25 protein-coding genes are annotated in these 20,370 nt (G+C 69.4%); 13 read left to right on the top strand and 12 right to left on the bottom strand.

Annotated elements, in window-relative coordinates; all coding sequences use genetic code 11:
- Nucleotide 1: 1 nt before the first annotated feature.
- From VIP82_RS03860 to VIP82_RS03850, 3 genes are read left to right on the top strand one after another with little or no spacing between them, the layout of a single operon-like run.
- On the top strand, nucleotides 2–1,045 hold the full coding sequence (locus VIP82_RS03860; RefSeq protein WP_331905970.1) for an LLM class flavin-dependent oxidoreductase: 1,044 nt from the start codon (nucleotides 2–4) through the stop codon (nucleotides 1,043–1,045).
- 36 nt (nucleotides 1,046–1,081) lie between these two features.
- On the top strand, nucleotides 1,082–2,434 hold the full coding sequence (locus VIP82_RS03855; protein WP_331905969.1) for an MFS transporter: 1,353 nt from the start codon (nucleotides 1,082–1,084) through the stop codon (nucleotides 2,432–2,434).
- Between the two features lie 42 nt (nucleotides 2,435–2,476).
- Entirely contained in the window at nucleotides 2,477–3,241 is a 765-nt protein-coding gene (locus tag VIP82_RS03850) for an SGNH/GDSL hydrolase family protein (protein ID WP_331905968.1), read from the top strand.
- Nucleotides 3,242–3,290: 49 nt separating this feature from the next.
- Here VIP82_RS03850 and VIP82_RS03845 read toward each other — a convergent pair whose 3' ends face one another.
- Nucleotides 3,291–3,860, bottom strand: a complete 570-nt coding sequence (locus tag VIP82_RS03845) for a dihydrofolate reductase family protein (protein ID WP_331905967.1) — start codon at nucleotides 3,858–3,860, stop codon at nucleotides 3,291–3,293.
- A 90-nt stretch (nucleotides 3,861–3,950) separates the two neighbouring features.
- On the opposite strand from VIP82_RS03845, the gene VIP82_RS03840 reads away from it, so the two are divergent.
- Nucleotides 3,951–4,340, top strand: a complete 390-nt coding sequence (locus tag VIP82_RS03840; protein ID WP_331905966.1) for an ArsR/SmtB family transcription factor — start codon at nucleotides 3,951–3,953, stop codon at nucleotides 4,338–4,340.
- A complete protein-coding gene (locus VIP82_RS03835) occupies nucleotides 4,333–4,779 on the top strand; it encodes an SRPBCC family protein (RefSeq protein ID WP_331905965.1) in 447 nt (148 codons plus the stop codon). The genes VIP82_RS03840 and VIP82_RS03835 overlap by 8 nt, the downstream gene beginning before the upstream one ends.
- Nucleotides 4,780–4,795: 16 nt before the next feature.
- Here VIP82_RS03835 and VIP82_RS03830 read toward each other — a convergent pair whose 3' ends face one another.
- The 3 genes from VIP82_RS03830 to VIP82_RS03820 all read right to left on the bottom strand — a co-directional run bounded on the left by VIP82_RS03830 (nucleotide 4,796) and on the right by VIP82_RS03820 (nucleotide 7,990).
- The gene (locus VIP82_RS03830) at nucleotides 4,796–5,632 is read right to left on the bottom strand and encodes a carbohydrate kinase family protein (RefSeq protein WP_331905964.1); all 837 of its coding nucleotides are present in this window, start codon (nucleotides 5,630–5,632) and stop codon (nucleotides 4,796–4,798) included.
- Nucleotides 5,629–6,552 (bottom strand): pseudouridine-5'-phosphate glycosidase, encoded by a 924-nt coding sequence (locus tag VIP82_RS03825; protein ID WP_331905963.1) that lies wholly within the window; start codon nucleotides 6,550–6,552, stop codon nucleotides 5,629–5,631. The genes VIP82_RS03830 and VIP82_RS03825 overlap by 4 nt, the downstream gene beginning before the upstream one ends.
- A 100-nt stretch (nucleotides 6,553–6,652) precedes the next feature.
- Nucleotides 6,653–7,990 (bottom strand): MFS transporter, encoded by a 1,338-nt coding sequence (locus VIP82_RS03820; RefSeq protein ID WP_331905962.1) that lies wholly within the window; start codon nucleotides 7,988–7,990, stop codon nucleotides 6,653–6,655.
- Nucleotides 7,991–8,189: 199 nt separating this feature from the next.
- Here VIP82_RS03820 and VIP82_RS03815 point away from each other — a divergent pair, with 199 nt between their 5' ends.
- Nucleotides 8,190–8,453: a DUF6458 family protein gene (locus tag VIP82_RS03815; protein WP_331905961.1), complete on the top strand. Its 264-nt coding sequence runs from the start codon at nucleotides 8,190–8,192 to the stop codon at nucleotides 8,451–8,453.
- A gap of 38 nt (nucleotides 8,454–8,491) precedes the next feature.
- Here VIP82_RS03815 and VIP82_RS03810 read toward each other — a convergent pair whose 3' ends face one another.
- Complete coding sequence (locus VIP82_RS03810; RefSeq protein WP_331905960.1) at nucleotides 8,492–9,199, bottom strand: GNAT family N-acetyltransferase; 708 nt, start codon at nucleotides 9,197–9,199, stop codon at nucleotides 8,492–8,494.
- 152 nt (nucleotides 9,200–9,351) lie between these two features.
- On the opposite strand from VIP82_RS03810, the gene VIP82_RS03805 reads away from it, so the two are divergent.
- The gene (locus VIP82_RS03805; RefSeq protein WP_331905959.1) at nucleotides 9,352–10,137 is read left to right on the top strand and encodes a hypothetical protein; all 786 of its coding nucleotides are present in this window, start codon (nucleotides 9,352–9,354) and stop codon (nucleotides 10,135–10,137) included.
- Nucleotides 10,138–10,420: 283 nt separating this feature from the next.
- On the opposite strand, the gene VIP82_RS03800 is transcribed toward VIP82_RS03805, so the two are convergent.
- Complete coding sequence (locus tag VIP82_RS03800; RefSeq protein WP_331905958.1) at nucleotides 10,421–10,825, bottom strand: winged helix DNA-binding protein; 405 nt, start codon at nucleotides 10,823–10,825, stop codon at nucleotides 10,421–10,423.
- 62 nt (nucleotides 10,826–10,887) lie between these two features.
- On the opposite strand from VIP82_RS03800, the gene VIP82_RS03795 reads away from it, so the two are divergent.
- Nucleotides 10,888–11,364: a MarR family winged helix-turn-helix transcriptional regulator gene (locus tag VIP82_RS03795; protein WP_331905957.1), complete on the top strand. Its 477-nt coding sequence runs from the start codon at nucleotides 10,888–10,890 to the stop codon at nucleotides 11,362–11,364.
- Between the two features lie 70 nt (nucleotides 11,365–11,434).
- Nucleotides 11,435–12,211, top strand: a complete 777-nt coding sequence (locus VIP82_RS03790; RefSeq protein WP_331905956.1) for a DUF899 family protein — start codon at nucleotides 11,435–11,437, stop codon at nucleotides 12,209–12,211.
- Nucleotides 12,212–12,255: 44 nt separating this feature from the next.
- Here VIP82_RS03790 and VIP82_RS03785 read toward each other — a convergent pair whose 3' ends face one another.
- Complete coding sequence (locus VIP82_RS03785; RefSeq protein WP_331905955.1) at nucleotides 12,256–12,705, bottom strand: pyridoxamine 5'-phosphate oxidase family protein; 450 nt, start codon at nucleotides 12,703–12,705, stop codon at nucleotides 12,256–12,258.
- A gap of 88 nt (nucleotides 12,706–12,793) precedes the next feature.
- Here VIP82_RS03785 and VIP82_RS03780 point away from each other — a divergent pair, with 88 nt between their 5' ends.
- A complete protein-coding gene (locus VIP82_RS03780; RefSeq protein WP_331905954.1) occupies nucleotides 12,794–13,714 on the top strand; it encodes an AEC family transporter in 921 nt (306 codons plus the stop codon).
- A gap of 18 nt (nucleotides 13,715–13,732) precedes the next feature.
- Here the strand turns inward: VIP82_RS03780 and VIP82_RS03775 are convergent, their stop codons facing one another.
- From VIP82_RS03775 to VIP82_RS03765, 3 genes are read right to left on the bottom strand one after another with little or no spacing between them, the layout of a single operon-like run.
- The gene (locus tag VIP82_RS03775; RefSeq protein WP_331905953.1) at nucleotides 13,733–14,005 is read right to left on the bottom strand and encodes a DUF6510 family protein; all 273 of its coding nucleotides are present in this window, start codon (nucleotides 14,003–14,005) and stop codon (nucleotides 13,733–13,735) included.
- On the bottom strand, nucleotides 14,002–14,727 hold the full coding sequence (locus VIP82_RS03770) for a ferredoxin reductase (protein WP_331905952.1): 726 nt from the start codon (nucleotides 14,725–14,727) through the stop codon (nucleotides 14,002–14,004). The genes VIP82_RS03775 and VIP82_RS03770 overlap by 4 nt, the downstream gene beginning before the upstream one ends.
- On the bottom strand, nucleotides 14,724–15,317 hold the full coding sequence (locus tag VIP82_RS03765; protein WP_331905951.1) for a sulfite oxidase-like oxidoreductase: 594 nt from the start codon (nucleotides 15,315–15,317) through the stop codon (nucleotides 14,724–14,726). The genes VIP82_RS03770 and VIP82_RS03765 overlap by 4 nt, the downstream gene beginning before the upstream one ends.
- Before the next feature lie 184 nt (nucleotides 15,318–15,501).
- On the opposite strand from VIP82_RS03765, the gene VIP82_RS03760 reads away from it, so the two are divergent.
- Nucleotides 15,502–16,059: an HdeD family acid-resistance protein gene (locus VIP82_RS03760; protein ID WP_331905950.1), complete on the top strand. Its 558-nt coding sequence runs from the start codon at nucleotides 15,502–15,504 to the stop codon at nucleotides 16,057–16,059.
- Nucleotides 16,060–16,128: 69 nt separating this feature from the next.
- Here the strand turns inward: VIP82_RS03760 and VIP82_RS03755 are convergent, their stop codons facing one another.
- Together VIP82_RS03755 and VIP82_RS03750 are read right to left on the bottom strand one after the other, a co-directional pair.
- On the bottom strand, nucleotides 16,129–18,114 hold the full coding sequence (locus VIP82_RS03755) for a S9 family peptidase (RefSeq protein ID WP_331905949.1): 1,986 nt from the start codon (nucleotides 18,112–18,114) through the stop codon (nucleotides 16,129–16,131).
- Nucleotides 18,115–18,117: 3 nt separating this feature from the next.
- Nucleotides 18,118–18,891 (bottom strand): SDR family oxidoreductase, encoded by a 774-nt coding sequence (locus tag VIP82_RS03750; protein ID WP_331905948.1) that lies wholly within the window; start codon nucleotides 18,889–18,891, stop codon nucleotides 18,118–18,120.
- A 42-nt stretch (nucleotides 18,892–18,933) separates the two neighbouring features.
- Here VIP82_RS03750 and VIP82_RS03745 point away from each other — a divergent pair, with 42 nt between their 5' ends.
- Nucleotides 18,934–19,428 (top strand): NfeD family protein, encoded by a 495-nt coding sequence (locus VIP82_RS03745; protein WP_331905947.1) that lies wholly within the window; start codon nucleotides 18,934–18,936, stop codon nucleotides 19,426–19,428.
- Nucleotides 19,425–20,370 (top strand): SPFH domain-containing protein (locus tag VIP82_RS03740; RefSeq protein ID WP_331905946.1); only part of this gene is annotated, 946 nt, incomplete at its 3' end. The genes VIP82_RS03745 and VIP82_RS03740, both read left to right, overlap by 4 nt.

Below are 20,370 nucleotides of genomic sequence, written 5' to 3'. Positions count from 1 at the left end.
CATGACCTCCATCGACCCCGCCACCCTCGAGCTCGGACTCGACACCTTCGGCGACGTCACCCGCGACGCCTCCGGCGAGCTGATCAGCGGCGCGCAGACGATCCGCAACGTCGTCGAGCAGGCCGTCCTGGCCGATCGGGTCGGCCTGTCGTTCTTCGGGGTGGGGGAGCACCACCGCCGCGAGTTCGCCGTCTCCAGCCCCGAGATCGTACTGGCCGCCGCGGCCGCGCGCACTGAGCGGATCCATCTCGGCACTGCCGTCACCGTGCTCTCGAGCGACGACCCGGTGCGGGTGTTCGAACGGTTCTCGACGCTCGATGCGGTGTCGAACGGCCGTGCCGAGGTCATCCTCGGCCGGGGGTCGTTCATCGAATCGTTCCCGCTGTTCGGCTACGACCTGCGCGATTACGAGGCACTCTTCGACGAGAAGCTCGATCTGTTCTCGCAGCTGCTGACCGAGAAGCCCGTCACGTGGAGCGGCACCCTGCGCGCCCCGCTGGACGCGGCAGACGTGTTCCCCAAGACCGAGAACGGACTGCGCGCGTGGGTCGGCGTCGGTGGCACGCCCGAGTCGGCCGTCCGCGCCGCCCGGTACGGCTACGGCCTCATGCTCGCGATCATCGGCGGCCCCGCCGCACGTTTCCGGCCCTTCGCAGACCTCTATCGCCGGTCGCTCGACACCTTCGACCAGCCGCAGCTTCCCGTCGGCGTGCACTCGCCGGGCCACATCGCCGAGACCGACCAGCAGGCGTGGGACGAGGCGTACGAGGGCTTCGAGGCGATGAACAACTCGATCGGACGCGAGCGCGGCTGGCCGACATACAACCGCCTGCGCTTCCAGCACGACGTCGGTCCCGAAGGCGCGCTGTACGTCGGCTCACCCGAGACGGTCGCCCGCAAGATCGCCGACACCGTGCAGACGCTGGGCGCGACGCGCTTCGACATGAAGTTCTCCACCGGGACGCTGTCGCACGAGAAGATGCTGCGCTCGATCGAGCTGTTCGGCACCGAGGTCGCCCCGCGTGTCCGCGACATGCTGTCGTAGCGCCCGCTCGGGCTCCGGCATCCGTAGCATGACGCTATGACGGATGCCGGACCCCGCACGTCGACGCTCTCGGAGCGGCTCGACCGACTGCCGTTCACCCGCGTGCACCTGCGCGTGCTCACCGGTTCGGGGATCGGGTGGGCCCTGGATGCGATGGACGTCGGGCTCATCTCGTTCGTGATCGCCGCGCTGGCCGCGCAGTGGGACCTGGTTCCGAGCGAGACGGCGTGGATCGCGTCGATCGGCTTCGTCGGCATGGCCGTCGGGGCGAGTGTCGGCGGGCTCCTGGCCGACCGCTTCGGGCGACGCCAGGTGTTCGCGCTGACGCTCCTCGTGTACGGCGTGGCGACGGGCGCGAGTGCGCTCGTCGGCGGGCTGGCGGCACTTCTCGTCCTGCGCTTCCTCGTCGGCCTGGGGCTCGGTGCCGAGCTGCCGGTCGCCAGCACCTACGTCAGCGAGTTCGCACCGGCTCGCATGCGCGGCCGGCTCATCGTGATCCTCGAGGCATTCTGGGCGGTCGGCTGGACGCTCGCGGCACTCATCGGCTACTTCGTCATCCCGGCGTCCGAGAACGGGTGGCGCTGGGCCTTCGCGCTCGGGGCGATCCCGGCGGCGTACGCGCTCATCGTGCGGTGGGGGCTGCCTGAATCAGCACGCTGGCTGGAGCGCCGCGGCCGCTTCACCGAGGCCGAGTCCGTCGTGCACACCTTCGAGGAGGCGGCAGGATCCGACGCGCCGACGTCATCGCTCGCTCGCGCCGACGCGCCTCCCGCCGCGGCGACGTCTCTCCGGCAGCGCTTGGGCGCGCTGTGGGCCCGAGAGTTCCGTGTGCGCACCGCGTGCCTCTGGCTCGTCTGGTTCTGCGTCAACTTCTCGTACTACGGCGCATTCATCTGGATTCCCTCGATCCTGGTGGCGCAGGGGTACGACCTTGTACGCTCATTCGGCTTCACCCTGGTGATCACCCTCGCTCAACTGCCGGGCTACGCGGTGGCCGCGTGGCTGATCGAGGTGTGGGGGCGCCGACTGACGCTCTCGGTGTTCCTGGTCGGCTCGGCGGTGTCCGCCGTCTTCTTCGGCACCGCGGCGGGGCCGGGAGCGATCATCGCGGCGGGCATGGCGCTGTCGTTCTTCAACCTCGGCGCCTGGGGCGCGCTGTACGCCGTGACCCCCGAGATGTACCCCACCTCGTTGCGGGCGACCGGCACCGGATGGGCTGCGGGCGTCGGACGCATCGCATCCATCGTCGCGCCGCTGGTCGTGCCGCCGCTGCTGCTGGCCGGGGGCGCCCCGGTGCTCTTCGTGGTGTTCGCCATCTTCTTCGCCATCGCGGCCGCAGCCGCATGGGGACTCGTCGACCGCCGCGGCGTGGCGCTCGACGACCGATGACCCTGGCCGGACGCACGCCGGGCCGGCCGTAGGCTGGAGCCCGTGGCATCCGTTCGATACGTCGCGATCGGCGACTCCTTCACCGAGGGCGTGGGCGACGAGCTCCCCGACGGGCACGTCCGCGGCTGGGCCGACCTCGTGGCGCAGGGATGGGCCGACGCCGCCGGCGAGCCGATCGAGTACGCCAACCTGGCGATCCGCGGCAAGCTCGTGTGGCCGATCGTCGAGCAGCAGCTGGAACCGGCTCTCGCCCTGAACCCGACCCACCTTTCGTTCAACGGCGGCGGCAATGACATGCTGCGACCCCGGACGAGCATCGCGCACGTCCTCGCCGCGTTCGAGACGGTGGTCCGCCGCTGCGACGAGGAGGGCGTGCACCTCATCGTCCTCTCGGGGGCGAACCCCACCGGGCAGCTGCCGCTGCGGCGCGTCATCCAGCGGCGCGGAGATCTGCTCTCCCACGCCGTGGAGAAGCGCCTGGCATCGCGCACCGACGTCGTGCAGGCGTACAACTGGTTCGACGAGGAGCTCGCGACCCCGCCCTACTGGTCGGAGGACCGTTTGCACATGAACGCGCGTGGCCATCATCGCGTCGCCGCCCGCGTCCTGGACGCTCTGGGCGTGGAGCCGGTTCCGCAGGAATGGTGGTCGCTGCCGCCGCTGCCACCGAGGGGCGCCCGTGGCGCGGCGTACTATCGCGAGCACGTCGGTCCCTGGGTGCGCCGGCGCCTGACCGGCACGTCTTCGGGCGATGGCCGCGAGGCGAAGTTCGGTCAGTGGACCGAGTTCGCACCCCGCGCGCACTGACCGCGAACGCGACTCACCAGCGCGGCGGGTTCTGCGTAGCGCCTGTTGCTCAGGATGCCCCGCCGGTCACCGCGTAGGTCAACTCGGCGAAGACACCGGCCTGGCGCACCGAGGTCAGTTCGAGGCGGTCGGCGCCGAGGTTGCGGGGGAGAAGCGGCTTGCCCGAAGACAGGGTCGCCGGCGCGATGGAGACCCGGATCTCGTCGAGGAGGCCCGCGTCGGCGAACTGGCCGGCGAGATCACCGCCGCCCACGACCCAGACATCCCGCTCACCCGCCGCGTCGCGGATCTCGGGCCAGACGTCGCGGACCTCTCCGGAGGCGAAACGGATGTCGACGCCCGGCACCACCGGCTGCTCCTTGCTGGTGAACACCCATGTCGGCCGGCTGCCGTAGTAGGACGGCCACTTCTCGGGGTGCGCCACGAGGTCCTCGTGCTCCAGCACCCAGCGGTAGGTCGACGAACCCTGCACCAGCACGCCGATGCCGGAGAGGAAGCGCTGGAAGCCGTCATCACCGCCTTCCCCGCCCGCGGCGGCGAAGAGCCACTCGAGCGAGTCCTGATCGTCGGCGAGAAAGCCGTTGAGCGTGGTGGCGGTGTAGAAGATCACTCGGGGCATGCCCGTCACCGTACTCGGCACCTCGGACAGCGGTCTTGACGCATATTCAACCAACTAGTATTGTACTTATCAGTTGAACAAGGAGGCGAGATGACGGACGCACTGAGCCTGACGTTCTCGGCGCTCGCCGATCCGACCCGGCGCGCGATCCTCGCGCGGCTGAGCGAAGGGGAGGCGACCGTGGGGGAGCTCGCGGCACCGTTCGACATGACGTTCGCCGCGGTGTCGAAGCACCTGCGCGTGCTCGAGGGAGCGGGGCTGGTCACGCGAGGCCGCAACGCCCAGTACCGGCCGGCCCGGCTCGACGCTCGTCCTCTGGCGGCGGCATCCGACTGGATCGGCGGCTACGCGCAGTTCTGGGAGGACAGCCTGGGCGCCCTGGACCACTATCTCAACGCCCTGCAGCAGCTGGGCACCCGTACCGACACACCGACAGGCGGCGACGCCGCACCTACCGAGAAGGAGAACGACCATGACTGAGTACTTCACCGTCACGCGCACGCTGCAGGCGCCCCGCGAGCTGGTGTTCGAGACGCTGACCAAGCCCGAGCACTTCGCCGTGTGGTTCGGCACGGCGGCCGTCGAGGTGCCCCAGGACACCTTGACGATGGACGTGCGCCCGGGCGGCGCCTTCCGTGCGGTCATGCTGCTGCCGGACGGCAACCGGATCGATTGGGCGGGGGAGTACCAGGTGGTCGAACCACCGTCGCATCTGGCGATGACTCTGACCGACCAGCCGGGCGACGACGCCGGACTGCCCGTGCTGTTCGACCTCGAAGAGACCGGCGACGGCACGGTGCTCACCATCCGCCAAGACCGCAGCGATTTCTCGGACGAGCAGGTCGCAGCCACCATCGCCGGCTACAACGCCTTCATCGACGACATCGAGGACGTGCTGGCGCAGCTCCAGAGGGCCTGAGCCCACGCGGGCTGGATCAGAGTGCGCCCGGACGGCGCAGTGCGCTCATCGCGAGCACACTGCCCGCCCGGGCGCTCTCGCACGCGTCAGCGCCGCCGAGCGCCGCGAGGATGTACCCCGCCGCGAAGGCGTCCCCGGCTCCGGTCGAGTCCAGCACGTCGTCGGCTCTCTCGACGGCCACAGCGTGCGCGCACCCGTTCACCCGGACGAGCACTGGTTCGGCGCCGCGCTTGACGACGTAGACCCCTTCCGGCTCGACATCGAGTCCGGCCGTCAGGCGTGCCTCATCCTCGTTGGCGAAGACGACGTCAGGGCGGACCTCCGTGAGAACGCGCTGCAGCTCTGCGCCGCCGAGATCTCGCAGAGTCGCCACGCTCGACAGATCGAGACTGACGCGGGCGCCTCGCGCGGCGGCACGGGTCGCGGCATCCGTCACCGCATCTCTCGAGCGGGTCGACGCGAAGCCGTACAGCGGCAGATGCACCCACTCGGCGCCCGCCATCCACGCGGGATCGACCGGGCCGAGCTCCGCCGCCGCACCGCGGTCGGTGATCATCGTGCGCTCGCCGGCGGCGTCGACGAGAACGACGATCGACCCGGTGCGGCCACCGCGCTGCACCTTGACATCGACGTCCGCGGCCTCGAGCTCGCCGACCAGGGCGTGCCCGAGCGTGTCGTCTCCCACGCAGCCGATGAAGCGCGACGGATGCCGCGGCGCGGCCGCAGCGGCGACGTTGGCGGCGCTGCCTCCTCGCGTGAGGCGCACCTCCGCCGGGTTGTCGGTGCCGCGCTCGAGCGCCGCCCCGCCCAGCACGATCAGGTCGGCGACGAGATCGCCGATCACGACGATCATCCGGCGGTGTCCGCGAGGGCCAGTGCGATGCGCGCACCGAGACCGACGTTGCCTCGATACACCTCGACGTTGACGTCCAGGCTGCGACCTCCGGTCTCGCGCTGGAGGAAATCGAGGAGGAACGGCGTCGTGTCGTGGCCCGAGACGCCCCTCGCATTCGCGGCGGAGAGCGCACGTGCGAGCACATCGTCGTGCAGGGCCGGATCCAGCTGACGCTCGGCGGCGACGGGGTTGGCGACCAGCAGCGTGGACGAGATGCCGAGACCGTCGCGCATGCGCGCGATCGCCGCGATCTCGGCGGGGGAGTCCACCGAGTACTCGATGTCGTGCCCCGAGTCGGCGATGTAGAAGCCGGGATAGTCGGTGGTGCGATAGCCGACGACGGCGAGGTTGAGCGTCTCGAGACGTTCCAGCGTGAGGGGGATGTCGAGGATCGACTTGACGCCCGCGCTCACCACGACGAGCGGCAGGCCGGCCAGCGTCAGCAGGTCTGCCGACTCGTCGAACGTCTGCGGGGCACCGCGGTGGACACCGCCGAGGCCGCCCGTCGAGAAGACGCGCAGACCGGCGCGCGACGCGAGGTACCCGGTCGCCGCGACCGTGGTGCCGGCGCTCAGTCCCTTCACGGCGACGACGGGGATGTCGCGGACGCTCGCCTTGACGACGTCGTCCGCGGTCGAGAGCTGCTCGATCTCGTCCGGGGAGAGCCCCACGGTGGGGCGGCCGTCCACCACGCCGATGGTCGCGGGTACGACGCCGAACGCGCGCACACGCGCTTCGGCTTCGAGGGCGACATCGAGGTTTCGCGGGCGCGGGAGTCCGTGAGTGAAGATCGTGGACTCGAGCGCGAGCACCGGCTCACCGGCCGCGACGGCCTCCCGGACCTCCGCGGCGATGAAGAGGGGAGCGGACACGGGCATCCTTTCGATCGGTCCCTGCTGTGGAGCCGATTAAGGTCACAGTACCGATCTGGCGCCCCGACTCGCCGGGACGTTCTGCTCGACATCCCGTCGGAAGCGGTCAGCGCCGGCGACGCGGCGCGCGCGGCGGCTCCAACCCGAGCCGGATGCGGGTGCGCTTGCGCTCTATCACGATGAACGCGCCGCCGAGGAGCCAGAGCGGCACCTGCATGAGGAACGCGATCCGGAAGGCGTCGAGATTGTAGGTGGCCGGTGTGCCGGCGCCCTGCACGTCGAGCGCGAGGCCGATGAGAAGGATCGCCAGCAGCGCGGCGAGGAAGCCGCCCGCGTTGGTCACCCCTGTGGCGGTGCTGAGGCGATGCGACGGGTTGTGGGTGCGCGCATGGTCGAACGCGATCATGGACGCGGGACCGCCGGTCGCCAACGCGACCGCCAGCGCGAGGAGCAGCCAGAGCGGCGCCGGCCCCGGATAGGCGATCACCGCGAGCCAGGCGACGGCCTGGACGGCCACCGTCGGAAGCACGAGTGCACGAGATCGCAGGTGCGGCACCCGCCGCGAGAGCTCGCCCATGATCGGTCCCAGCGCCATGCCCACCACGACGTACAGCGACATGATGGAGGCAGCCTCTGCCGTGGTGCGCCCCTCGCCCGCGGTGAGGAACGGCATGCCCCACAGCAGCACGAATGCGGTGCCGGCGAACGGCGTGGTGAAATGCGACCAGAACGCCAGTCGCGTGCCCGGATGAGCCCATGCCGCACGGATACCGACCCCGGTGTCGACGGAGGATGTCACGACCCGGATCGCGCCGGTGTCGGTGTCGACCGACACGTCCTCGTCGCGGTCGGGCGGGTGGTTGCGGATCAGGAGGAACACGAGGATCGCGAACAGCACGCCGAGGCCGGCGATGCTGCCGAACGTGATCGTCCACGACGTGGCGTGCAGCAGCGCGGCGAGGGGGATCAGCGCGACAAGCTGTCCGGACTGCCCGACGATGCCGGTGAGCTGCACCATGATGGGTCCGCGCTGGGCGGGGAACCAGGTGGCGATGAGACGCAGCACGCCGGGGAAGATCGCAGCGTCGCCGGCGCCCAGCAGCATGCGAGCGAGGATCGCGACGCCGACGCTGGGGGAGACGGCCATGGTGAGCTGCCCGACCGCCATCAGCAGCATCCCCACCGTCATGATCGGGCGTGCTCCATAGCGGTCGAGGAGCACGCCGATGGGAATCTGCATGCCGCCGTACACCGCCAGCTGGACGACCGCGAACAGTGACAGGGTCGCCGCGTCGGCGTCGAACCGGGCGGCCGCGTCGACGCCGACCGCGCTCAGCGACGAGCGGTTCGTGATCGCGAGGACGTACGCCGCGACCCCGACCGTCCAGATCGCCCAGGCTCGCAGTCCCGGCCCCGTCGCTCGGGGACGGGACAGACTGTGCACCATTCCACAGTAGTCGCCGCCGCGGATGCCCTCACCCGGACAGAGCCGCTCGGAGGCGCATCGCGAAACGCGGGCGAACGCTTCCGCCGTTTGTCAACCCCTTCTTCCGACGCGGGCGGATGCGCCAGCGTTAGAGGCGGGACAACGCGTCCCGGAACAGGGGAGGGCTGATCGCCGTGCCCCGGAAAGGACACCTCGCATGAGTATCGGAGCAGGCATCGCCCTCTTCGCCATCGGCGCGATCCTCGCGTTCGCGGTGAACGTCGAGGTCGAATGGGTGAATCTCGACATGATCGGCTACATCCTCATGGGTGCCGGAGCCGTCATCTTCATCGTCGGCATCGTTCTGCTGGCGCGCCGCCGCCGGTCGGAGTCCGTCACCCACACGGCGGTCGACCCGACTGCCAACGAGCGGGTGACCCGCCAGAGCACGAGCTCGACCGACGACGCCGCAGGCCTCTGACGAACACGCTGACCGCGGGCGCTATGGCGCGCCCGCGGTCAGTGCTGTCTGGCCCCAGCGCCAGGTTGGACCGGCTCGAGCTGTGCCCGGAGGCCCTCGATCCCGTGAAGCTCGACAGCGCCGCCCAGACGTTGGGTGTGGTCCGACCGAACCGACTCCCAACGCTCGCGCGACATGACATAGCGATTGTGAACGACGGCGGCGCCTTCGCGGGCGACGTGGAACGCTCCGTCCCGCTCGTATCCCACACGCTCCGACACGGCGTTCGAGGCGCCGTTGTCGACGAACGCCCCTGACATCGCCTCTCGCGCACCCACACCTTCGAAGGCCAGATGCAGAGCCAGCATCCGCATCCGAGTCCCGATACCGCGTCCCTGGTGCGAGCGTCCGAGCCACGATCCCGTCGTGACACTCCGCAGCACCGGCCAGTCCTTCGCGGTGAGTCCCTGGATCCCCACGGGTACCCCGTCGTGCAGCACGCCCAGTTCGAGCACGAACGCGGTGGGCGAGATCCGATTGCGGATTCCCCACTGGTAGGCCAGCACGCTGCGCGCGACCTCATCGGCCGAGCCGCGCGACCACGGGTGCTCGAACGGCATCGCCTCGGGATCATGGATGCCGCGCCCCGCCACGTCGGCGAGCTCGACCAGGAGCTCGTCATCGATCCAGCGCAGCTCGAGGTCGCCGGCGCTCACGCGAACGGCGGATGCGGGCCAGAGCCGGGTGAGGACGTCGTAGTTCGGCATCCCGGAAGTCTGCCAGACGGTGTCTCTTCGACGACAAGCCCGGACTCGTGTGACGGCATCGACGGCGACTCATCCCCAGGTGCGTGCCCTGTTCCCGGCGAGCGCGTGCCCTGACTGATAGACATCTCGTCAGGCGTCCGCGAAGGAGACCGATGACCGCTCCGACCACCTCATCCACCGATCGTTCGAAGCTCATGGGCGTCATGCTCGCCGGCACTGCGGTCCTGCTTCTGCTGGGAGGTTGCGCGTCCCCGGCGCCGGCAACGGCAGGCAATGACGCTTCATCGGAGGCGGGGGCCTCCGACACGAGTGGTGAGACCCTGTCAGGCGTCGGCGCACCCTCGGAGTCCTCCGACGTCCCGATCGCGATCCCCGAAGATGCGCGTTCGCTCGCCCTCGACTTCGAATGCGCGGGCGGCGGCCCCTTCTCCGTCGAGCTCGGCGATTCGATGATGCTCGGTCAGGCACCCCTCACCGGCACCTGCGACGGCTCCCACAGCCTTGGATGGCCGATTCTCGAGCGCACTGCGCCTGTCCTGCACGTCACGGTGCCCGAGAACGTCGAATGGATGGCGCAGGCCCGATTCTCGACGGCCGAGTTCGAGCAGAACGCAGCGGTCACCGCAGAATGCGAGCGGTTCTCCGAGATCTACAGCGCGCTGGTGAACGCCGACACGGGTTACGCGTACTATGGCGCGTTCGACGAAGCGGCGTGGCGGGCGCGAGTCGAGCGGGCCTCGGAGGATCTCGCCGCCGCGACGCAAACCTCTGATCCCGCATTCGCCGAGAGCTACGAGGCGATGCGCGACGTCGTGAGCGATCCATCGCAGGAGGTGGGCGCCGCACTCATCGGAACAGAAGCAGCGTTCACGCAGATCCGTCAGCTCTGCGACGCCAACCAGACACCTATCGTCATCGTCGCCGAGTTCGGCGGCTGAGGGCCTGGCCATGGTCGCCGACGCGCGGGGAGCTGTCCGCTCTTCTCGACTCCTTTCGCGCGGTGAGTCGTCAACACCGCGTATGGGGTCGAGGCGGAGTCCACCGCGTCGACAGCGCAGCAAAGGGGAGGGGGTTGCCATCGGCGAACCGTCATGGTTCGCCACGCTGACCCTGACCCGAGGGTTGGAGACGAGTGACACCAGCCGCCCAGCCGTCACTCGCGCACGTGGGCCCACAGGAGACGGGACGGAACTGCCTGGCGGAGCGTCGCGGGAACTGCCGTCAGGACTCCCATTCGGCAAGCACGCTCCGTGCCCTGCCCGCCACAGTGTTGAGCAGCCGCTCTGCCGCCGCCACGTCGCTCGGCGGAAGGTCGCGCCAGATGGGCGCCGCCACCGAGTCGACGCTGGCCTGGAGCTCTTCGAGCAGTGTCTGTCCCGCAGGGGAGAGGCGATTGCCGATGATCAGCCCCCGGTCGGTGAGCGAAGTCACGATCCGCTCGGCGTCGGCGAAATGCGCCCGATCGGAGATGAGCCCGACCAGTTCTGTCCGCCCGTCGTTCTGTCCGGCCAGGCGGAGGGCGACCCATTGCCGTTCCGTCAGGCCGGTGTTGTCGAGGACACGAGCGAGTACGCCTCCGAGAGCCTTTTCCGTTTCGCCCAGCAGTTGCGGTCCGAAAGGGGTCATGAGTTCTCCTTGTTCGTTGGAATGGCCAACGATATCTATTGTTGGGCGTTCCAACAACTCCTATGCTGGATCGCGTGCTGACTCGAGTCGTTGACCTGCCCACCTGGCTGCTCAGCCGAGCGAATGCGCGCGCGCAGGACATCCTCCAACGCGCTTTCGCGCCCTTCGCGCTGCGGCCCGTGCATTACCGCACCTTGGCGGTGCTCGACGAGCATGGGGGAGTGAGCCAGGTCGAGATCGGCCGCCATCTCGATCTCGACCGCAAGGACGTCGCCGTCGCCCTGGACAACCTGTCGGCGCGTGAGCTGATCCGCCGGGAGCCGGATCCGGCGGACGGTCGCCGCAACATCGTCAACCTGACCGATGCCGGCCGGGACGTGCTGCCGCGGCTGGAGGACGCCCTGGCAGCTGCGCAGCGGGACGTCGTCGCACCGCTGTCCGGCGAGGAGGAGGGGATGCTGGTCGCGCTGCTCACGAAGCTGCAGCACTCGTCCGACGCTGTGGGGTCTCACACGTCGGGTCTTCACGAACTGACATAATGTGCATTATCGGCGCATTCTGGCACACAAGCCCATTGCGCCCCTTCCGGCCCGGCACTAGAGATGGGCCATGACAGAAACCCCTTCCGGCGCCCGGCCGCTGCCGGAGATCGCCGACCGCAGCGAGTGGCAGAGACGACTCGACGACCTGCTTGTAAAAGAAAAGGCATACACGCGCGCCGGGGACGAACTCGCTGCAGAACGTCGTCGGCTGCCGATGGTCGAGGTCGACCCGACGACGCCGGTGATCGGCGCCGACGGTCCCGTACCGCTCATCGACGTCTTCGAGGGGCGCTCTCAGCTGATCGCGTACTTTCACATGTGGCACGACGGGAAACCTGCGGCCGAGCAGTGCGTCGGGTGCACATTCTCGACCAGCCACATGAACGAGCTGTCTTATCTGAACTCGCGCGACATCACGTACGCGACCTTCTGCGAGGGTCCCTACGGGGCGAGCTCGCGCTACAGGGACTTCATGGGCTGGACGATGCCCTGGTACGCCGTACCTGCGGAATCGTTCGACCGGTTGGTTGCCGGCCGGGAATTCGGGATGCTGGTCTGCTATCTGCGCGACGGCGACCGCGTCTACGAGACCTACTGGACGACCGGTCGCGGCAACGAGCGCATGGCACCCTCATACGCGCTGATGGACCTCACCGTGTACGGCCGGCAGGAGTTCTGGGAGGACTCCCCCACAGGCTGGCCGAAGCAGTTCGACACGCGCGGGCAGCAGATGAGCCTGAAGGGGCGCCCGACCTCGCAGTGGCCCCGAATCCGCGCCGGCCACGTCGACGATCTCGGCCAGGCGGCGGAGAGCTCCCCGGCGGAGCAGGCTCATCACCACTGACACCCGCGCCATCCTCGAGGACCAGCCGGCACCGGGGTCGACGCTCAGACCACCCAGGTACCGTCGCGCATGAGCACGCGTCCGGCCAGCTCGTTCGACTCCCGCCACGCCTGGATGCGCGTCGGTCGCAAGACGAGGAACACGTATCCGTCGAGTCCGCGCGGGTCCCAGTCGGCCTGTGCCGCGTACGCGCTGCCCAGCGACTCGTCGTCGTCGACCCCCACCGAGCGCTCGAGTACCGCGTCGATCATCGCGACGTCGCGGGTGTGTCCGGCTGCCAAGCGCGCGACTCCTGATGCACCGATGTTGCGGGCCGTGACCGAGCGCTCCTCGAGGGCGATGACCGCGCGGTCGTCGATCCACGCCAGCGACAGCGGCACCAGGTGCGGCGCGGCGTCAGTCGACGCGGTCGCCACCCAAACGTCGGCAGCCGGTGCTGTCAGCGCGGCGAGCAGGTCGATCTTGCGGGTCGGGCGGTCACGGGGTTCAGGCATCGATGGCTCCCTGGGTTCGGCGCGTGCCAGTCTGTCAGACGGTGACGCGCGATTCGCTCCCGAGAGAACGATTTCCTAGGCTCGGATCATGCTGGAGTCGCTCACCGGGTTCGTCGTGGTGGGCGTGGCGATCCTCGTCGGGTGGATCCTCGGCCGCATCGACCTCCTCGGCGAGCACGCGCGGCCGGTGCTCGCGCGGCTGACGTTCTTCGTGCTCTCGCCGTTCCTGCTGTTCGTCGTGCTGGCGCAGGCGGACGTGCGGACCCTCTTCTCGGCGCTGCTTCCGGTGTCGGCGATCGCCGCCGTCGCGGTGATCCTCGCGCACGTGCTGATCGCACGGGTCGCCTGGCGGCGCTCGGTCGGCGAGACCGTGATCGGCGCGCTGAGCGCCGGTCAGGTCAACTCCAACAACATCGGCATCCCGCTGTCGCTGTACCTCCTCGGCAGCGCGGCGTATCCGGCGCCGGTCATCCTGATGCAGCTCCTGGTGTTCACCCCGATCACGATGGCGATCCTGGATGCCGTCACCACCGCCCGCGCGTCACTGTGGCGCGCGATCGCGCGTGTGGCCACGAACCCGATCGTGCTCGGTTCGCTGCTCGGCACCCTCGTGTCGGTGTCGGGCATCGAACTGCCGCCGATCGTGATGCAGCCCGCCGTGCTCATCGCGAACGCGTGCGTGCCGATCCTCCTGATCGCCTACGGCATCTCGCTGCACGGGCAGCGGGTGCTGGCGCCCTCGGGCCGCCGGCGCGACATCGTGCTCGCCAGCATCCTGAAGCTCGTGGCCATGCCGGTCATCGCCTGGGCGGTGGCGGAATTCGTCTTCGGCCTCGGCGCGCACGACGTGCTCGTCGTGACGGTGCTCGCCGCGCTCCCGACGGCGCAGAACGTGTTCAACTACTCGCAGCGCTACGACGTGGGCGAGACGATCTCTCGCGACACCGTCTTCTTGACGACGATCGGCTGCGTCCCCGTGCTCATCCTCGTGACCCTGCTGCTGGGATAGCTCCGGCCGCTCGCCGCATCAGGGCCGGACGATCTCGTGCAGGGTGCCGACCACGAGTCGCACTCCGCCCTCGTGCCTGAGCACTGTGAACAGCGTGTGGGTACAGGAGCGGCAGCGCACGATGGCCGCCGCCTCGTCGATCTCGACGATCGCCTCGGCGACCGGTGCGCCCTCGTGGCACCCGCCGCACACCGCGATCAGAGCCGTGACGTCGGCCTCGAACACGTCCCACAGCAGCCCCGCAGCAGCGTTGCCGTCGACCGTACTGGCCGCGATCTCCGCACGCATCATGCACCTCCGAAACGTTCGGTCCTGATCCGGGCCGGCGGATGCCCGAGCCCGACGAGCGCGTCGGCGACGTGCTCGACGAAACCCGTCGGGCCGCACACGTAGACGATCGGCTCCCGCCCGGGCTCCCACGTGGCGGTACGCAGCACGTCATCGTCGATGCGTCCCACGGGTCCCTGCCAGCCGGTGGGTGCGGCTCGCGTGTACCTCCAGGTGAGGCCCACTCCCCCGTCCGTCGCCTGACGTTCCAGCTCATCGCGATATATCGCGTCTTCAATGGTGCGTACCGAGTACAGCAGCCGCACGGATGCCGCGGCCCCGGCATCCGTCGCCGCACGCACGATCGCCATCAGCGGCACGATGCCCGAGCCGCCCGCGATCAGCTGCACCGGCTCCGCTCCCCCGGGCCGCCAGACGAAGTAGCCGCCCAGCGGACCCTTGACCTCGAGCTCGTCGCCCGGCAGCACGTCGCGCACGAGGTAGGGCGACACCTCGCCGTCGGGGATCTCGTCCACGGCGAGCTCGATGGTCTCGCCGGGCCCGTACGACCCGATCGAGTAAGACCGCACGGCCTGATAGCCGTCCTCCGCCGTGAGCCGGATGTCGACGTGCTGACCCGCGTCATTCCCGGGCCACCCGGGCACCTGCAGATGCAGCAGGCGAGCGGACGGCGTTGCACCGACGGCCTCGACCACGCGAGCGGGCTGCCAGCCCCCGACCGTCACCAATACCGCTCCTCGGTCCAGGGATCGCCGTGCATGTTGTAGCCGTTCTGCTCCCAGAAGCCGGGCTCGTCGTCGTCCATCAGCGTGAGGCCGCGCACCCACTTCGCGCTCTTCCAGAAGTAGAGGTGCGGCACGAGCAGTCGCGCCGGTCCGCCATGCTCGGGGTCGAGCGGTTCGCCGTCGAACTCGAACGCGACCCACGCCCGGCCCTCGCGCAGCTCGTCGAGCGGGATGTTCGTGGTGTAGCCGCCGTACGAGTGCGCCATGGCGTACGCCGCATCCGTTTCGACTCCGTCGAGCAGGGTGTCCAGCGACACGCCCCGCCACGAGGTGCCGAGCTTCGACCAGCGCGTGACGCAGTGGATGTCTGTGTCGACGTCCTCGATCGGCAGCGCCTGGAACTCGTCCCACGTCCAGGAGACTTCCCCACCGCCCTCGGTGCGGATGCCGAACCGCCACTCATCCAGATCGATGCGGGGCGTGGGCCCGGCCGACAGCACCGGGAAGTCCTCGGTCAGATACTGGCCGGGCGGCAGTCGCGGATCGCTCTCGCGACGCCGTGCTCCGAAACCCCTCGAGACGACGGCCATCGAACCCCTCCTCCTGTGCGGCGTGCTGAGGCGCACACTCACGGTCACGCACGCTCACGGTAGCGCGCCTCGCGCCGCTGGTGCGATGGGCATCCGGCAACACACGTTCACGCTCGTCGCCAAGTTCGACAAGGGGTCTAAGCTTTAGCCGCACCACATACAGGGAACTCTCAGAAAGGCCCCCATGTCTACTGCATCCGAAGCCGAGAAGTCGGCCGTCAACGGGATCCGCACGGCGCTCGGCGTCGGCGGCGTCCTCGCACTCATCGTCGGCGTCCTGATCCTGGTCTGGCCGGGAAAGACCGCCGCCGTGGTCACCGTCATCATCGCGATCTACGCGATCGCCGCCGGGCTCGTCTACGCCGGACTCGGCATCTTCTCGAAGACGAAGGGCGGATGGGCGCGTGTCGGCCACATCGCGCTCGGCATCCTGTTCATCATCGCCGGCGTCGTGGCGCTGTTCAACATCGGTCAGACGACCGCGTGGCTCGCGCTGTTCCTCGGCATCCTCATCGGAATCATGTGGATCGTCGAGGGCATCGTCGCGCTGTCGACGCTCGGTGACGCCGCCTCGAAGGGCTGGTCGATCTTCTTCGCCATCCTGAGCATCGTCGCGGGCATCATCGTGCTGTTCTCGCCGATCTGGGGCGTCATCGTGCTCTGGTGGATCCTGGGCATCTCGCTCATCGTCCTCGGCATCATCAACATCGTGCGCGCCTTCACCTTCAAGGGCGACATCTGATCCGAGACCGAACGGACGCCGGCCCCGGGAGCGATCGCTCCCGGGGCCGGCGTCTTCGTGCGTCAGCGATCAGTCGACCGGCAGGTGCCGGTGCCACCAGTCGAGCACCGCGTCGAACCGCTCGATGCGGTGACGGGGCTGACCCGAGCGCGTGAGCTCGTGGTTCTCACCGGGGAACACCAGCAGCTCGGCCTCGGTGCCCTGGCGCTTGAGGGCCGCGTAGTACCGTGTCGCCTGCTCCAGCGGGCAGCGGAAGTCGAGCTCCGAGTGCATCACGAGGGTCGGCGTCGTCACCTGGCCGACGACGGCCATGGGGCTCTGCCGGGCGATGTCCTCGGCCGAGATCCCCACGTACTCGTCGCCGAAGAACGAGCCGATGTCACTCGTGCCCTGGAACGACAGCGGCTCGAGGAAGCCGCGTTCCACGATCGCGCCGGCGAAGCGGTGGTCGTTCGCGATCACCCAGGCGGTGAGGTAGCCGCCGTACGAGCCGCCCATCACGCCGACCCGCTCGCCGTCCAGGCGCGCGTCGTCGGCGATGGCTCCGTCGAGGAAGTCGATGACGTCGGCGAAGTCGACGGTGCCCATCTGCTGACGGATGCTGCGACCGTGCGCTCGCCCATAGCCCGCCGAGCCGCGGGGGTTCGAGTAGACCACGGCGTAGCCGGCATCCACGAGCACCTGCGTCTCGTCGAACAGGTGCACCCCGTACGACGCGAACGGCCCGCCGTGGATCTGCAGGATGACCGGGAACGGTCCTTCGCCGACGGGTGCGGCGATCCAGCCGTGCACCGGATAGCCGTCGCGACCCGTCACCGTCAGCTCGCGCGGTAGAGCGATGCCGGATGCCGCGGCGGGCGCGCCGAACGAGGTCAGGCTGCGGGCCCCGCCGTCCTCGAGGAGCACGAGCTCGCCGAATGAGTCGGGGCGCGCCACGGCGGCGACGACGTGGTCGCCTCCGGCGGCGTGGCCGGTCACTTCGACGTCGCCGCCGAGGACCTCGGAGAGGGCGCCGTCGCGGCCGACACGGACCAGCCGCACGCGGCCGCGCGTACGGTCCTGCACCAGGAAGCCGTCGCCGACCGCGGTGATGTGGCTGCCTGCCTCACCGAGATCGATCGTCTCGGCATCCGTGATCCGGACCGGACCGCTCTCTTCGAGCAGCCACAGACCGACAGCCGGTGCGACGAAGTCGACGCCGTCTCCGACCTCGTTGGCGAGCAGGGTGATGGTGCCGTCGTCGGCGACGTCCAGCGCCGACAGCGAGAGGCCCGCGTCGACTGACAGCAGCTCTCGCTCGCCCGAGCCGTCGACGGCGATCGCGACGAGGCGGTTGCGCAGGTCGCGGCGATCCGCCTCGATGTCGTCGGGAACCGTCAGCACCTCGCGGCCGTCGGCGGTGAACGCCAGGCCGCCGTGGGATGTCGCACCTTCGGTCAGCGCACGCGCCTCGGCGGCCACGAGGGTCTTCTTCGGCGGCGTCGCATCGTCGGCGCGCACAGCAGCGGCAGGCTCGTAGAACGGCTCGGAGTCCGGCTCCGGAACCGCGATCACGAAGACGTGCGCCGGCCGGTCGCCGATGTAGCCGAGACCGTTCGCGTGCCAGCGGATGCCCGTGATGTGCCGCGGCGCCTCGGCCGCGGCATCCAGCCCCTCCACGCTGCCATAGCGGCCTTTCTCGGGAACGCGCGCGAGGTAGGCGATCGAGGCGCCGTCGGGCGACCACCTGAAGTCCTCGACGCCGAGAGTCGCGTCGGTGGCCTGCACCGGCTCGCCGCCGCCCGCCGCCACAACGTGCACCTGGGGCTTGCCCTTGGCGTCGGGGCGCGTGAACGCGATGCGGGAGTCGTCGGGCGAGAGCTTCGGAGAGCCGTCGGCGACGCCGCGGGTGAGGCGGCGCGGGGCGCCGCCCGGAAGGTCTACCCTCCAGAGCTGCCCGACGGCCCGGTTGGCGGCGATGTCGGGACGCGAGGACGCGAAAACGGCGAACGAGCCGTCAGCGGCGATCTCGGGGCGTCCGACGGAGACGAGGGTCTCGATGTCCTGTGCCCGCATCGATCACTCCGCCCCGAACGACGTGACGTCGCCGACGAGACGCGTGTTGTCGGCGGGCACGGGCTCGAGCGCGGCGAGGGCGACCTCGGCGGCGAACTCTGAGACGTTGTAGAGCTTGCCGGCATCCTCGCGGCGGGCGGCGATCGCGCCCGGGTTCGCACGCTCGAGCAGCGTCGCGGTGATGGTGCCCTCGATCATGTCGCCCGAGACGACCACGAACTCGACGCCGCGCTCGGTCAGCGCCGGAATCCGCTCGCGCAGCGCGTCCTCGCCGGCGCGCTTCGACAGCGCGACCGGCTCGTACTCGGGCATCGTCGGCGTCGTGCGGATGAAGTGGGCCTGGTGGCTCGTGACGAAGACGACGCGCGAGCCCTCACCGAGAAGCGGCAGCGCGGTCTCGAGCACGCTCACCTGGGCGTCGCGATTGAGCAGCAGCGCATAGTCCTCGGCCATGCCGGACTCCATGCCTCCCGACGCGTTGAGCACGAGGATGTCGAGCGCTCCGAACGTGCGGGCCACCTCGTCGAACATCGCCTGGACGGATGCCGGATCCGTGAGATCCGCACCGACGACGAGCACCTGCACACCGAGCTCGCGCAGCTCCGTCGCGAGCTTCTCAGCCCTCGGAGCCTTGTTGCGGTAGTTGATGACGACGTTCGCGCCGGCCTGTGCGAGGTAGCGCGCGGTGTCCGCGCCGATGCCGCGCGACGAGCCCGTCACGAGTGCGATCTTGCCGCTCAGGGAACTCTCGGGAAGCGGGTTGGATGTCTCAGTCACGTGTAGACCCTACCTGCTAGGTTCGAGCGTAGGAGGCGCATCGTGGAGCTCATCGAGACCGTCGAACAGTGGGCGTGGATCGGCTGGCTGGTGCTGATCCTGGTCTTCCTCGTCATCGAGATGCTCACGCTCGACTTCACGTTCCTGATGCTCAGCATCGGCGGTCTGGCCGGTCTGATCACGGACCTTCTGGGTGCCCCGATCTGGCTTCAGGTGATCATCGCCGCCGGCGTCGCTGCGATCCTCGTGCTGCTGCTGCGACCGCCGTTGCTGCGGCGGCTCCGCCGTGGCGAAGACCCGACGCCCTCCAACGTCGACGCCCTCATCGGACTGCGCGGCACCGTCGTCTCTTCGGTCGGCGCGCACGGCGGGCAGGTCAAGCTCGCCAACGGCGACATCTGGACCGCCCGCACCGAATCCGGCGACCTCGACCCGGGCATGCCGGTGCGCGTGAGCCGCATCGACGGCGCGACCGCGGTGGTGCGCTCCGACTCCCCCACTCCCCCGACACCTGCACCTGAGGACCCGCTCGTATGAACGATTTCGCATCCACCATCCCCGCGGTGATCGGCTGGATCCTTGCGATCGCGGTCTTCATCTTCGTGCTGGTGGTCATCTTCCGATCCGTCCGCATCATCCCGCAGGCCAGTGCCGGCGTCGTCGAGCGTCTGGGCCGCTACCACAAGACCCTCATGCCGGGCCTCAACCTGCTTGTGCCCTTCATCGACCGTCTGCGTCCGCTCATCGACATGCGCGAGCAGGTCGTCTCGTTCCCGCCGCAGCCCGTGATCACCGAGGACAACCTCGTCGTCTCGATCGACACCGTCGTGTACTTCCAGGTCACCGACGCGCGTGCCGCCACCTACGAGATCGCGAACTACCTCGGTGCCGTCGAGCAGCTGACCACGACCACCCTCCGCAACGTGGTCGGCGGGCTGAACCTCGAAGAGGCGCTCACCAGCCGCGACAACATCAACGGCCAGCTGCGCGTGGTGCTGGACGAGGCCACCGGCAAGTGGGGCATCCGCGTCTCCCGTGTCGAGCTGAAGGCCATCGACCCGCCGCACTCGATCCAGGACTCGATGGAGAAGCAGATGCGCGCCGAGCGCGAGCGTCGCGCGACGATCCTTACCGCCGAGGGCTCGAAGCAATCCCAGATCCTCGAGGCCGAGGGCCGTCGGCAGGCCGAGATCCTCAAGGCCGAGGGCGACAAGCAGGCCGCGGTGCTGCGCGCGCAGGGCGAGGCCGAGGCGATCCAGACCGTGTTCGACGCGATCCACTCCGGCAACCCCGACGACAAGCTGCTGGCGTACCAGTACCTGCAGACGCTCCCGAAGATCGCCGACAGCGCGTCGAGCAAGCTCTGGATCATCCCGAGCGAGTTCACCGAGGCGCTCAAGGGCCTGACCGGGTCCTTCGCCGGTGTGATGACGGATGCCGCGGCCAAGGGTCGCGCGCAGAGCACGGGCACCGCCGCAG

The sequence above is a fragment of the Microbacterium sp. genome, from assembly GCF_036566905.1.
In the GTDB taxonomy this organism is placed as follows: domain Bacteria; phylum Actinomycetota; class Actinomycetes; order Actinomycetales; family Microbacteriaceae; genus Microbacterium.
The sequence above is the reverse complement of the archived record's forward strand: the minus strand, read 5'-3'. Positions and strand labels throughout refer to the sequence as shown.

What these genes read in the sequence shown, in the direction of transcription:
- VIP82_RS03760 (WP_331905950.1), top strand. Translation starts at nt 15,502, where the DNA reads ATGTCTACTGCATCCGAAGCCGAGAAGTCGGCCGTCAACGGGATCCGC.
- VIP82_RS03830 (WP_331905964.1), bottom strand. Translation starts at nt 5,632, where the DNA reads ATGATCGTCGTGATCGGCGATCTCGTCGCCGACCTGATCGTGCTGGGC.
- VIP82_RS03840 (WP_331905966.1), top strand. Translation starts at nt 3,951, where the DNA reads ATGACGGACGCACTGAGCCTGACGTTCTCGGCGCTCGCCGATCCGACC.
- VIP82_RS03855 (WP_331905969.1), top strand. Translation starts at nt 1,082, where the DNA reads ATGACGGATGCCGGACCCCGCACGTCGACGCTCTCGGAGCGGCTCGAC.
- VIP82_RS03790 (WP_331905956.1), top strand. Translation starts at nt 11,435, where the DNA reads ATGACAGAAACCCCTTCCGGCGCCCGGCCGCTGCCGGAGATCGCCGAC.
- VIP82_RS03785 (WP_331905955.1), bottom strand. Translation starts at nt 12,705, where the DNA reads ATGCCTGAACCCCGTGACCGCCCGACCCGCAAGATCGACCTGCTCGCC.
- VIP82_RS03755 (WP_331905949.1), bottom strand. Translation starts at nt 18,114, where the DNA reads ATGCGGGCACAGGACATCGAGACCCTCGTCTCCGTCGGACGCCCCGAG.
- VIP82_RS03805 (WP_331905959.1), top strand. Translation starts at nt 9,352, where the DNA reads ATGACCGCTCCGACCACCTCATCCACCGATCGTTCGAAGCTCATGGGC.
- VIP82_RS03815 (WP_331905961.1), top strand. Translation starts at nt 8,190, where the DNA reads ATGAGTATCGGAGCAGGCATCGCCCTCTTCGCCATCGGCGCGATCCTC.
- VIP82_RS03810 (WP_331905960.1), bottom strand. Translation starts at nt 9,199, where the DNA reads ATGCCGAACTACGACGTCCTCACCCGGCTCTGGCCCGCATCCGCCGTT.
- VIP82_RS03800 (WP_331905958.1), bottom strand. Translation starts at nt 10,825, where the DNA reads ATGACCCCTTTCGGACCGCAACTGCTGGGCGAAACGGAAAAGGCTCTC.
- VIP82_RS03780 (WP_331905954.1), top strand. Translation starts at nt 12,794, where the DNA reads ATGCTGGAGTCGCTCACCGGGTTCGTCGTGGTGGGCGTGGCGATCCTC.
- VIP82_RS03835 (WP_331905965.1), top strand. Translation starts at nt 4,333, where the DNA reads ATGACTGAGTACTTCACCGTCACGCGCACGCTGCAGGCGCCCCGCGAG.
- VIP82_RS03775 (WP_331905953.1), bottom strand. Translation starts at nt 14,005, where the DNA reads ATGATGCGTGCGGAGATCGCGGCCAGTACGGTCGACGGCAACGCTGCT.
- VIP82_RS03845 (WP_331905967.1), bottom strand. Translation starts at nt 3,860, where the DNA reads ATGCCCCGAGTGATCTTCTACACCGCCACCACGCTCAACGGCTTTCTC.
- VIP82_RS03765 (WP_331905951.1), bottom strand. Translation starts at nt 15,317, where the DNA reads ATGGCCGTCGTCTCGAGGGGTTTCGGAGCACGGCGTCGCGAGAGCGAT.
- VIP82_RS03860 (WP_331905970.1), top strand. Translation starts at nt 2, where the DNA reads ATGACCTCCATCGACCCCGCCACCCTCGAGCTCGGACTCGACACCTTC.
- VIP82_RS03795 (WP_331905957.1), top strand. Translation starts at nt 10,888, where the DNA reads ATGCTGGATCGCGTGCTGACTCGAGTCGTTGACCTGCCCACCTGGCTG.
- VIP82_RS03825 (WP_331905963.1), bottom strand. Translation starts at nt 6,552, where the DNA reads ATGCCCGTGTCCGCTCCCCTCTTCATCGCCGCGGAGGTCCGGGAGGCC.